Origin of the sequence: Streptomyces silaceus (assembly GCF_001419745.1) — a bacterium.
In the GTDB taxonomy this organism is placed as follows: domain Bacteria; phylum Actinomycetota; class Actinomycetes; order Streptomycetales; family Streptomycetaceae; genus Streptomyces; species Streptomyces silaceus.
Genome location: NZ_LIRJ01000006.1, coordinates 1 through 12071, shown reverse-complemented (window position 1 = coordinate 12071; position 12071 = coordinate 1). Strand labels below are relative to the sequence as shown.

Annotated in this window: 10 protein-coding genes; 5 read left to right on the top strand and 5 right to left on the bottom strand. The window is 72.2% G+C overall.

Features of this window, described 5'->3' with window-relative positions; translation table 11 throughout:
• Positions 1-125: 125 nt before the first annotated feature.
• Genes AOK22_RS41775 through AOK22_RS00850 form a run of 3 tightly spaced genes read right to left on the bottom strand, consistent with a single transcriptional unit; the run spans position 126 to position 2571 of the window.
• A complete protein-coding gene (locus tag AOK22_RS41775; RefSeq protein WP_167357817.1) occupies positions 126-278 on the bottom strand; it encodes a hypothetical protein in 153 nt (50 codons plus the stop codon).
• Positions 279-330: 52 nt separating this feature from the next.
• A complete protein-coding gene (locus AOK22_RS00855) occupies positions 331-1875 on the bottom strand; it encodes a SulP family inorganic anion transporter (protein ID WP_055696569.1) in 1545 nt (514 codons plus the stop codon).
• Between the two features lie 54 nt (positions 1876-1929).
• Positions 1930-2571, bottom strand: a complete 642-nt coding sequence (locus AOK22_RS00850; protein ID WP_055696568.1) for a carbonic anhydrase — start codon at positions 2569-2571, stop codon at positions 1930-1932.
• Positions 2572-2987: 416 nt separating this feature from the next.
• On the opposite strand from AOK22_RS00850, the gene AOK22_RS00845 reads away from it, so the two are divergent.
• Positions 2988-3539, top strand: a complete 552-nt coding sequence (locus AOK22_RS00845; protein ID WP_055696567.1) for an AAA family ATPase — start codon at positions 2988-2990, stop codon at positions 3537-3539.
• A 30-nt stretch (positions 3540-3569) separates the two neighbouring features.
• Here the strand turns inward: AOK22_RS00845 and AOK22_RS00840 are convergent, their stop codons facing one another.
• Positions 3570-4448 (bottom strand): alpha/beta fold hydrolase, encoded by an 879-nt coding sequence (locus tag AOK22_RS00840; protein WP_055696566.1) that lies wholly within the window; start codon positions 4446-4448, stop codon positions 3570-3572.
• Between the two features lie 252 nt (positions 4449-4700).
• Between AOK22_RS00840 and AOK22_RS00835 the strand changes: the two genes are divergently transcribed.
• Genes AOK22_RS00835 through narI form a run of 4 tightly spaced genes read left to right on the top strand, consistent with a single transcriptional unit; the run spans position 4701 to position 11369 of the window.
• Positions 4701-8465: a nitrate reductase subunit alpha gene (locus tag AOK22_RS00835; protein ID WP_079036242.1), complete on the top strand. Its 3765-nt coding sequence runs from the start codon at positions 4701-4703 to the stop codon at positions 8463-8465.
• Positions 8411-10045: a nitrate reductase subunit beta gene (narH, locus tag AOK22_RS00830; protein WP_055696565.1), complete on the top strand. Its 1635-nt coding sequence runs from the start codon at positions 8411-8413 to the stop codon at positions 10043-10045. Before AOK22_RS00835 ends, narH begins: the two co-directional genes overlap by 55 nt.
• Positions 10042-10668 carry a nitrate reductase molybdenum cofactor assembly chaperone gene (narJ, locus tag AOK22_RS00825; RefSeq protein WP_055696564.1) on the top strand — a complete coding sequence of 209 codons (627 nt, stop codon included), beginning with the start codon at positions 10042-10044 and terminating at the stop codon, positions 10666-10668. Before narH ends, narJ begins: the two co-directional genes overlap by 4 nt.
• Positions 10665-11369, top strand: a complete 705-nt coding sequence (gene narI, locus AOK22_RS00820) for a respiratory nitrate reductase subunit gamma (protein ID WP_055696563.1) — start codon at positions 10665-10667, stop codon at positions 11367-11369. Before narJ ends, narI begins: the two co-directional genes overlap by 4 nt.
• 36 nt (positions 11370-11405) lie before the next feature.
• Here narI and AOK22_RS00815 read toward each other — a convergent pair.
• Positions 11406-12071: aldo/keto reductase (locus tag AOK22_RS00815; protein ID WP_055696562.1), on the bottom strand; the 666-nt coding region annotated here is incomplete at its 5' end.

Sequence of the window (12071 nt, the reverse complement as noted above, 5' to 3'; positions counted from 1 at the left end):
GCGGGGGAGTGACGGGTGCGGGGCGGCCGCCGCGACAGGGACGGCTGCCGGGCGGCCGCCCCGCGGCCCGTCAGTGGCTCAGGAGATGCGGCCGGCGGCGCCCACGGGACGCCGCCGGCCGGGGCTCAGGAGATACAGCCCGACTTGCCGGCCGCGCTGATGCAGCCGCTCTTCGGCGTGGCGCTGATGCAGCCGTCCTTGGCGCCCTGCGCGGAGTTGGCGGCCACCCACTTCTGCCACACGGACTCTTCGGTCATGCGCTTGATGAGCTTCTCCATGGTGAAACCTCCATTGTCATCGGGTGGTGGACAAACGGAACTTGCGTGTCACTCAGTGCCTGGCCCGCGCCTTCGCGGGCTCGTCGGCACCGGCACCGGCCACCGGAAGCGTCTTCATGCGTACCGCTTCGGTACCGGAGTCGTTGTGCCGCAACGCCCAGTTCTCGAGCGTCGTGCGGCAGGCGTGGTCCAGATGGCGCACGGCCGTCAGGTCCAGCTCGATGGGCCGGTCCTTGGGCAGGGCCTCCAGGGTTTCGAGGATGCGGGGCAGCCGCAGGAACGTGGCGTTCCCGGTGAGCGTGACGACGAACCGGCCGTCGGTCAGCTCGGTGACGTCCACCTGCACGTGGGAGGTCTCCCAGGCGGACTTGACGACCGCGAGGACCAGACCGAGGACCACGCCCTCGAACATGTTGGTCACCACGATGGCGATCGCCGTGACCGCGAGGATGATGGCCTCGCCGCGGTGGGCGCGGGCCAGCGGGACGATCTCCTTGAAGGGGATCAGCTTGCAGCCCGCGTGCACCAGGACACCGGCGAGCGCCGCCAGCGGGATGATGCCGAGCGCGGCCGGCAGGAGCACGGCGAACAGGAGCAGCCAGACGCCGTGCAGGACGCGCGAGAGCGGGGTGCGCGCACCGGCCTGGACGTTGGCGGAGCTGCGGACGATGACCGCCGTCATCGGCAGCGCCCCGAGCACACCGCACACGGTGTTGCCGACGCCCTGGGCGACGAGCTCCTTGTCGTAGTGCGTGCGCGGCCCGTCGTGCATCCGGTCCACGGCCGCCGCGCTGAACAGCGATTCGGCGGACGCGATGAGCGTGAACGCCAGGACGGTGCCGAGCACCGCCACACTGCCGAGGTCCGCCAGATCGCCGAGGCCCGGCGGCTGGATCGAGTCGACCAGACCGCGCACCGTCACGTTCGCCACGTCCAGGCGCAGCCCGGCGGTCACGGCGGTGGCGAGGGCGACCGCGGCGAGCGGGGCCGGCACCACACGCGCGGCGGCGGGCAGCTTGGGCCACAGCACGAGCACGGCGATGGTGCCGAGTCCGACGGCCGCGGCGGTCAGCGCCGTGGTGGACTGCAGGGTGTCGGCGAGGAGACCCGGCAGGCCGGCGATCTTGTCGATACCGGACTGCGGCTGTTGCGCCCCGGCCATGGTGTACAGCTGGCCGAAGATGAGGACGAGTCCGATGCCCGCGAGCATGCCCTGCACGACGGACACGGATATCGCCCGGAACCATCTGCCGCAGCGCAGCAGCCCGAGGGCTATCTGCAGGGCGCCGGTGAGCAGCACGATCGCGCCGAGCATGCCGAGCCCGAACTCGCGTACGGCCTCGAAGACGAGGACGGTCAGTCCGGCCGCGGGACCGCTGACCTGAAGGGCGCTGCCGGGCAGGATGCCGACGATCAGACCGCCGACGATGCCGGTGACCAGGCCCAGTTCGGCCGGTACGCCGGAGGCGACCGCCACGCCGACGCACAGCGGCAGGGCGACCAGGAACACGACGAGCGAGGCGAGGACGTCCCGGCGCAGGACGCCGGGTTCACGCAGCTCGCGGAAGGGGGTGAAGAGGGGGGAGGAAGAGGACATGAGGGTGGGGAGTCCTGTCGTGGGAGCGGGCCGGGTGAGGGAACGCGGCGGCTCTCACAGCGGACCGAACGCCGGCCGGCCGTCCTGCGACGGGCGGTGGGCGGAAACGGTGCCGGTGTGCACCTCGTAGTACCAGCCGTGCAGCGTGAGCGAACCGTCGTCGGTGCGCTCCCGCACGCAGGGGTAGCCGCGCAACCTCTCCAGTTGGGCGAGCACATGGGTCTGCACGGCCTCGGCCACGTCGTCCGACGTCGGCGTGAGGGTGCGCAGCGGGGCGTCGGCGGCGACGGAGTGGTCGAGCCAGTCGCGTACCGCCGGGACGGCCGACAGGTCTTCCTGGCGCACGACGGCGCCCACCGCGCCGCAGTGCGAGTGCCCGCAGACGACGATGTCGCGGACGCCGAGCACGCACACCGCGTACTCGATGGTGGCCGCCTCGCTCATGGGGTGGCCGGGACGGCCTATGGGGCCTTCGGTGGGGTAGGGCGGTACGACGTTGCCCGCCGTGCGGAGTTCGAAGAGCTCGCCGGGACGCGCTCCGGTGATGAGGGCCGGGACGACGCGTGAGTCGGAGCACGTGACGAACAGGGCTTCGGGCGACTGCCCGGCGCCCAGGGCCTGGAAGGCCTCGGCGTTGCGGGGATCCGCCACGTGGTTCGCGGCGAACGAACGGGCGTTGTCGATCAGTGACTTCAAGGTGGCCTGCCTCCTGCGTCGCTGCGGCGTCAGCCGGGACGCGGTGTGGTCGGGTCGATGGTGACGGTGGGGCGGGTCGGTCCGCGGCGCTGCGGGCGCCCGTTGCCCCGGGAACAGCCTGAGCGGCTGTCGTGACTCTCACTTTGCCATCGCATTAACCTTCCGTGACAGAGCAAAAATCTGCCAAAGAATGAGTAATAAAAGCCCCTGAGCAGGGAGTTGGTCCAGCGCTCAACCGTTGGGTAAAGATCTTGGTGATGATTCTGTGGAGCAGCTGGGGTGATTCCGTTCGCAAGCGATTGCAATCGCATCTGATCCGGTACCGGGCGGGCCGACGGAAAACCCGGTGATCCGCCGCGGGGGCGGCACTAGGGTGCTGCGTGCCGCAGCCAAAGATCCGAGGGAGCAGAGGAACCGTGCCGGAAACCTTCTTCGAGGGCCAGGTCGTCGACGTCGAACCCGCCCCCCACGTCTTTCTCGTCGTCGGCATCCCGGGGTCCGGCAAGAGCTCGGTGTCGGCGGGCCTGGCCCGTCGCTTCCCCCGGGGCGCGCACATCGAGGGCGACCACCTCCAGGACCTCATCGTCTCGGGCGGTCGTCTGCCCACACCGGAGGGCGACGAGGAGGCGGACCGCCAGCTGCTGCTGCGCGCCCGCAACGCGTCGGTCCTCGCCCGCAGCTTCCATGCCGGCGGCGTCGTGCCGGTCATCGACGACGTGGTCGTGCGCCGCGCGCACCTGGAGTTCTACCGCGAGCACCTGAAGGACCTGCCGCTGCGCCTGATCGTGCTCGCGCCGTCGGTGCAGGTCGTCTCGGGGCGGCTCGCCGCGCGCGACAAGGTCCTGCCGGTGGACTGGTCGTTCCTGGACGAGGCGCTGCGCGCCGAGCTGGCGGGCGAGGGGGAGTGGTACGACAGCTCGGCGCTCACCCTCGACGAGACGGTGGACGCGGTCCTGGCGCGCGGCTGACCCCGCGCGCCGGGCCGGCGCCGCCTTCCGTCAACGGCCCTCCGCCGCCCGCCAGTTCCGCCGCAGCTCCGCGTTGACGGCGCCGGGCTCCTGCGTATGGGGATAGAAACCGGGGACGCGCACCAGGCGGGCGGCGAGGACGTCGGTGAGGGTCTCGGCGCAGGCGATCAGCGGGTCGCCGACATACGTGCGGTACAGCTCGGGGGAGTCCTCCCAGGTCCCGCAGATCACCGACATCGGCCAGGGGGCCGCCCGCAGGGGCTCCAGGGGGATGCGGGCCTCCCAAATGGGCCGCTCCCGCATCGAGGTGGCCACCGCCCGCAGCCGGTCCGCCGTCGGCTCCGGCGCGGGCAGCCCGATGCCCTCGGTGGAGGCGCGCAGGAACTCCCGCACTTCCTGTTCGCCCGGTGCGGCCGGAACCTCGGGTGCCGATTCCGCCACTCTGCTCAACAGGGCGGCGATGGTGGGGTGTTCGGCGGCGGCCGTGAACGCGGAGGGCTGGATCAGCGTCAAGGAGCGCACGAGATCGGGCCGGCGGGCGGCGGCCAGCATCGCGATCACCCCGCCGTTGCCGTGTCCGACCAGGTGGGCGCCGCCCGCGCCGCGGCCCGTGCCGTCCTCGCCGCCGTCCGCACCGCCGTCCCCGCCGGCGCGGGACGGGGCCGCGAGGTCGCCGAGCACGCCGACGACGTCCTCGGCGTCGGTCTCGAAGTCGCCCCGCTCGGTGTCGGGACTGCGGCCGTATCCCCGTCGGTCCACCAGGAGCAGACGATGGCTCTCGGCCAACGGCCGCTGGGCCGCGAACCCGTACGCCGCGTCGCTGCCCCAGCTGAAGATGTTGTGCACGAAGACGGCCGCCGGCCCCTGTCCGCCGGTGTCGTCCCATGTCGTCACGTGGATCGGTGCCAAGAGTCGTCACTCCTCTCGATGCCGGGCGACTATGCCTGCCGATCATGCCGCCCGACGTGCCCCTTCGTCCGTCGGACAGCGTTGGTCTGAACCTTGGCAAAGCACCGGAAAAATATGTTCTAGGTACACCAAACTGGCCAGAAAGTGGTCCACATCGCGGACGCCTCAGGAGGAGTCTGTCCCACGTTCGTCGAGAGACGCGCGCCGGAGAAGAACGTTCCGGCGCGCCGACCCCTGAGGGGAGTCGTTGGCGTGGGACGTGGCAGGGCCAAGGCGGAACAGGTCGCGACAGAGGCGGCCGAACGTCTCTTCGCGGCCGGGCAGTTGCTGAGAAGGGCGCCGACCACGCCCGAGGGGCGGGCGGTCTTCCGCACCGACCAGCAGGTCAACGACCAGCCGTACAGGGAGCGTTGGGCGCACGACAAGGTGGTGCGCTCCACCCACGGAGTGAACTGCACGGGCTCCTGTTCATGGCAGGTGTACGTCAAGGACGGACTGATCACCTGGGAGACCCAGGCGACCGACTACCCCTCGGCGGGCCCCGACCGGCCGGACTACGAGCCGCGCGGCTGCCCGCGCGGAGCCTCGTTCTCCTGGTACACGTACTCGCCGACCCGGGTGCGCTATCCGCACGCGCGCGGGGTGCTGGTCGAGATGTTCCGTGACGCCAAGCGCCGCCTGGGCGGCGATCCCGTCGCCGCGTGGGCCGACATCACCGGCGACCCCGAGAAGCGGCGCCGCTACCAGGCGGCCCGCGGCAAGGGCGGGTTGGTGCGCATCGGCTGGGACGAGGCCCTGGAGATCGCGGCGGCCGCCCATGTGCACACCCTGAGCGCGTACGGCCCCGACCGGATCGCCGGGTTCTCGCCGATCCCCGCGATGTCGATGGCCTCCCACGCGGTCGGCGCCCGCTTCCACGCCCTGATCGGCGCTCCGATGCTGTCGTTCTACGACTGGTACGCGGATCTGCCGATCGCCTCCCCGCAGGTCTTCGGCGACCAGACCGACGTGCCCGAGTCCGGCGACTGGTGGGACGCGGCGTATCTGATGCTGTGGGGCTCGAACGTGCCGGTGACCCGGACCCCCGACGCGCACTGGATGGCCGAGGCCCGCTACCGCGGCCAGAAGGTGGTCGTCGTCTCGCCCGACTACGCGGACGCGACGAAGTTCGCCGACGAGTGGCTGCACCCGCACCCCGGCACCGACGGCGCGCTCGCCATGGCCATGGGCCACGTCATCCTGCGCGAGTGCTTCGTCGAGCGGCGGGTCCCGTACTTCACCGACTACGTCCAGCGGTACACCGACCTGCCGTTCCTCGTCGGCCTGGACGCGCGCATGACGGGCGTGACCAGGAAGGACCCGGCCGACGGGACCGGCGCGCACACCCCCGGCGCGTTCGTCACCGCACGCGACCTGGACCTCGCCCCGGAGGCCGACCCCGACGCCCGCCGCTGGATGCCGGTCCTCTACGACGCGGCCACCGAGCGGCCCGTCGTGCCCAACGGCACCCTGGGCGACCGGTGGGGCAAGTCCGGCGAGGGCCGCTGGAACCTCGACCTCGGCGACATCGAGCCGCTGCTCACCCTGTACGGCAGGCCCGGGACGACGACCGCCACGGTGGTGCTGCCCCGCTTCGACGAGGAGGGCGCGACACTGCGGCGCGAGGTGCCGGCCCTGCGCGTCGGCGACCGCCTGGTGACCACCGTCTTCGATCTGATGCTGGCCCAGTACGGCGTCGGGCGCGAGGGACTCCAAGGGCAGTGGCCCACCTCGTACGACGACGCGAGCACGCCCTGCACCCCCGCCTGGCAGGAGGCGATCACCTCGGTGTCCGCGAGCGCGGTGGTGCGCGCGGCACGGGAGTTCGCGAGGACCGCGGAGCAGACCCGCGGCCGCTGCATGATCGTGATGGGCGCGGGCACCAACCACTGGTTCCATTCGGACACCATCTACCGCTCGTTCCTGTCCCTGCTGCTGCTCACCGGCTGCCAGGGCGTCAACGGCGGCGGCTGGGCGCACTACGTGGGGCAGGAGAAGGTCCGTCCGTACGCCGGGTGGCAGCAGACGGCGACGGCGTCGGACTGGGTGCGCCCCTCGCGCCAGATGGCCGGGACCCCGTACTGGTACCAGCACACCGACCAGTGGCGCTACGAGAAGTCCACCGCCGACGCCCTGGCCTCGCCCACCGCGCCGGGCTCCCTGAGCGGACTGCACACCGCCGACCTGATCGCGCGCTCCGTCCGGCAGGGCTGGATGCCCGCCGCCCCGACGTTCGCCGCCAACCCGCTGGAACTGGGGCGGCGCCTGCACGAGTCCGGCGCCGACCCGGCGGACTGGGTGGCCGCGGAGCGCGACGCGGGGCGGCTCTCGTACGCCTGCGAGGACCCGGACGCCCCGGTCAACTGGCCGCGCGTGCTCACCGTGTGGCGGGCCAACCTCATCGGCTCGTCCGCCAAGGGCAACGAGTTCTTCCTGCGGCACCTCTTGGGCGCGTCCGACAACGCGAGCGCGGAGGAGGCACCGCCGGAGGTCCGGCCGAGGGACGTGACCTGGCGGGACGAGGCCCCCCGCGGCAAGCTCGACCTGCTGCTCGCGCTGGACTTCCGCATGACGTCCACGACGTTGTACGCCGACCTCGTGCTGCCCGCGGCCACCTGGTACGAGAAGCACGACCTGTCCAGCACGGACATGCACCCCTATGTGCACGCCTTCTCCCCGGCGATCAGCCCGCCCTGGCAGGCCCGCACCGACTTCGAGATCTTCCACGGCCTCGCCGCCGAGGTCGGCCGCCTCGCCGTGGGCCGCCTCGATGTCGCCCACGACCTGGTCGCCACCGCCCTGCAGCACGACACCCCCGGCGAGGCACCGCCGGACGGGCCCACCGGGCCGCAGTTCACCGTCGTGGAACGGGACTACACCGCCATCGGCGACCGGATCGCCGCCCTCGGCCCCTTGGTCGAGGAACAGGGGATCACGGTCAAGGGCGTGACCGTCCGCCCCCGGCCCGAGGTCGCCCGGCTCACCGCCCGGTGCGGGACGGCCGACCGCGGACCGGTGCGCGGCCGCCCGCTGCTCGACACGGACGTCAAACTCTGCGAGGCGATCCTGGCCCTGTCGGGCACCACCAACGGCCGCCTGGCCGCGGAGGGCTTCGAGCGGCTCGCCGAGCGCTGCGGCATCGACACCGGACTCGCGGAACTCGGCGCGTCGGTGGCCGAGCGGCGCGTGGAGTTCTCCGACACACAGGCCCGCCCGGTACAGGTCGGGGCCAGCTTCGAGTGGTCGGGCAAGGAGGGCCCGGACCGCCGCTACGCGCCCTTCACGATCAACACGGAGCACTTCAAGCCCTGGCACACGCTCACCGGCCGCCAGCACTTCTACCTCGACCACGAGTGGATCGCCGAGTACGGCGAACAACTCCCGCTCTACCGGCCGCCCCTGGGCCTGGACATGCTCGGGGAACGGCCGCCGGGGGACGACGGCGGGCGCTCCGTGACGGTGCGCTACCTCACGCCGCACTCCAAGTGGTCCATCCACTCCGAGTACCAGGAGAACCTGCTGATGCAGACCCTGGCGCGCGGCGGCCCGGTGATCTGGCTCGGCGTCGCCGACGCCGAGGCGATCGGCGTCGCGGACAACGACTGGATCGAGGCGCAGAACGCCAACGGAGTGGTGGTGGCCCGCGCGGTCGTCTCGCACCGCATGCCGGTCGGCACCGTGTTCATGTACCACGTGCAGGAACGCCTGGTGAACGTGCCCAAGTCCGAGGCCACCGGGCGGCGCGGCGGCGTCCACAACGCGCTGACACGGCTGCTGATCAAGCCGACCCATCTGATCGGCGGCCACGCCCAGCTCTCCTTCGCCCCCAACTACTACGGCCCCACCGGCAACCAGCGCGACGCGGTCACCGTCATCCGGCGTCGCGCCCAGGCCGTGTCCTATGAGAAGGGTGGAGAACTGACATGCCCCGTGGCAAGACCACCATCGGACGCTGCATGGCGCAGGTCGCGATGGTGATGAACCTCGACAAGTGCATCGGCTGCCACACCTGTTCCGTCACCTGCAAACAGACCTGGACCAACCGCTCGGGCACCGAGTACGCGTGGTTCAACAACGTCGAGACCCGGCCCGGTCAGGGCTACCCGCGCGGCTACGAGGACCAGGACAAGTGGCAGGGCGGCTGGCGGCTCAAGCGCGGCCGGCTCGTGCCGCGCGGCGGTGGCCGGGCCCGCCGCCTGGCCCGCCTCTTCGCCAACCCCGAACTGCCCGCACTGGACGACTACTACGAACCGTGGACGTACGACTACGAGAACCTGGTCAACGCGCCGCTCGGCGACGACGTGCCCACCGCGCCGCCCCGCTCCCTGATCGACGGCGAGCCCACCGCGATCACCTGGGGCCCCAACTGGGACGACGACCTCGGCGGCGGCCCCGAGCACCTCGCGGGCGACCCGGTGCTGCGGAAGATGAACGAACAGGTGCGCCTGGAGTACGAGCAGGCGTTCATGTTCTATCTGCCCCGCATCTGCGAGCACTGCCTGAACCCGTCCTGCGTGGCCGTGTGCCCCTCCGGCGCCCTGTACAAGCGCGTGGAGGACGGCATCGTCCTCGTCGACCAGGACCGCTGCCGCGGCTGGCGGATGTGCGTGAGCGGCTGCCCGTACAAGAAGGTCTACTTCAACCACCGCACCGGCAAGGCCGAGAAGTGCACGCTGTGCTACCCGCGCATCGAGGCCGGGCAGCCCACGGTGTGCTCCGAGACCTGCGTCGGGCGGCTGCGCTACCTCGGTGTCATCCTCTACGACGCCGACAAGGTCGGCGAGGCCGCCGCCACCGAGGACGAACAGGGCCTCTACCAGGCGCAGCTGGACTGCTTCCTCGACCCCGAGGACCCGGACGTCGTCGCCGCGGCCGAGGCCGCCGGCATCCCGCACGACTGGATCACCGCCGCGCGCCGCTCCCCGGTACACGCCCTGATCAGCACGTACAAGGTGGCGCTCCCGCTGCATCCGGAGTACCGCACCATGCCCATGGTCTGGTACATCCCGCCCCTGTCCCCGGTCGTCGAGACCCTCACCGCCACCGGGCACGACGGCGAGGACCCGGCCAAGCTGTTCGCCGCCATCGACTCCCTGCGCATCCCCGTCGGCTATCTCGCCGAGCTGTTCACCGCGGGCGACCCGGCACCGGTCGAGGCCGCGCTGTGCCGTCTCGCCGCGATGCGCTCCCACATGCGCCGCGTCAACCTCGGGGAGGAACGGGACCCTGCCATCGCCCGCGCCGTCGGCCTGGACACCGCATCCATCGAGGCCATGTACCGGCTCCTCGCCCTGGCCAAGTACGACGAGCGCTATGTCATCCCCACCGGCTACACCGTCTCCCCGCACGAGGCCGACCCCGACGCCGGTTGCAGCCTGGACGGGCACGGCGGACCCGGCATGTACGACGCGGACGCCTTCCACGCCCCGCTGCCCGGCTCACGGGAACCCGAGCACGAAGGCGCCTCGCTGCGCGGCCGGATCAACCTCCTGAACTGGAACGGCCGCGGCCGCCCCGACGGACTGTTCCCGCAGGGCGAGGGCGGCACCGCCCGATGAGCCGACCCGTCGTCCACCAGGCCGCCGCCCTGCTGCTCGGCTACCCCGACCACCACTGGCCCGACCGGCTGCACACCGTCCACACCACGCTGCGCACCGTCCCCGGCCCCGAGACCGGCCTGCTCCTGCGGTTCTGCGAGCAGGTCGCGGGGACCGAGCCGCTCGCGCTGGCCGCCCGGTACGTCGCGACCTTCGACCGCAGCCGCCGCCGGTGCCTCTACCTCACGTACTACACCGACGGCGACACCCGCAGGCGCGGCGCGACGCTCGCCGGGCTCAAGGCCCTCTACCGCGACCACGGCTGGCAGCCGCCCGAGGACGAGCTGCCCGACTTCCTGCCCCTCATGCTGGAGTTCGCCGCGCGCACCCCGGACACCGGGACCCGGCTGCTCGCCGACCACCGGCCCGCCCTGGAACTGCTGCGCTTCGCCCTCGCCGCGCACCGCAGCCCCTACACCGACGTCCTCCAGGCCGTCTGCGACACCCTGCCCGGCTCCGGCCCCGCCACCCGCGAGGCGGCCCTGCGGCTCGCCCGCACCGGCCCGCCCGCCGAGGCGGTCGGCCTCCTCCCGTACCCGCAACGCGCTCCCGACGCCCCGCATGCCAAGGAGACGTCCCGGTGAACCACCTGCGCATCGCCCTGTGGGGCGTCCTGCCCTATCTGGTCGTGGCCGTCCTGGTCACCGGCACCGCCTGGCGCTACCGCTACGACCGGTTCGGCTTCACCACCCGCTCCAGCCAGCTGCACGAGCACCGGCTGCTGCGCGTCGGCGGCCCGCTGTTCCACTACGGCCTGCTCTTCGTGGTCGCCGGGCACGCCATGGGCCTGCTCGTGCCCGAGTCGTTCACCGAACGCCTCCACGTCCACGAGTGGCTGTACCACGCCAACGCCCTGCTCGTGGGCGGCACCGCGGGCCTGGCCACGCTGGCCGGGCTCGCGATCCTGCTCCACCGGCGGCTGAGCGTGCCCGCCGTGCGCGCCGCGACCAGCCGCAGTGACCGGGCGGTCCATCCGGTCCTGTGCTGCGTGATCCTGGCGGGTCTCGTCGCCACGGCCACCACGGTGCGCCCGCACGCGTACGACTACCGCCTCGGGGTCTCCGTGTGGTTCCGCTCGCTGTTCGCCCTCGACCCGGACGTGCCCGCCATGGCGCACGCGCCGCTCGCCTACCAGATCCACGCCCTGCTGGGCATGACCCTGTTCGCCCTGTGGCCCTTCAGCCGACTGGTGCACGCCTTCACCGCGCCGCTCGGCTATCTGGCCCGCCCCTACATCGTCTACCGCTCCCGCGGCGCGCGGCAGGTGCCCGCCGCGCGCCGCTGATCCGTCCCCGGGTCAGGGGGCCGTGGCCCCGGCCGGTCACCAGGCGAACGCCTCGGGGGCCGGTCCGGGGCCCGGGAAGATCTCGTCGAGCGACTCCAACAGGGTGTCCGGCAGGACGAGTTCGCCGGCGCGCACGCCCGACGCCAGCTGGTCGGCGGTGCGCGGGCCCACGATCGGACCGGTCACGCCCGGCCGGGTCAGGAGCCAGGCCAGGGCCACCTCGCCGGGCTCCAGGCCATGTTCGGCCACGACCTTCTCGTACGCCTCCACCTGGGCCCGCACCGCCGGGTCGGCGAGGCCCGTGGCGGACCGGCCGCCGCGGGTGCGGGCGCCGCTGCCCTCCCGCTCCTTGCGCAGCGCGCCGCCCAGCAGGCCCTGGTGGAGCGGGGACCAGGGGATGACGCCGAGGCCGTACTCCTGTGCGGCGGGGATGACCTCCATCTCGGCGCGGCGTTCGGCGAGGTTGTAGAGGCACTGTTCGCTGACGAGGCCGAGGCGGCCGTGGCGGGCGGCGGTCTCGTTGGCCTGGGCGATCTTGTAGCCGGGGAAGTTGGAGGAGCCGGCGTAGAGGATCTTGCCCTGCTGGACGAGGACGTCGATGGCCTGCCAGATCTCCTCGAACGGGGTGAGCCGGTCGATGTGGTGGAACTGATAGATGTCGATGTGGTCGGTGCCGAGGCGCCGCAGCGAGGCCTCGACGGC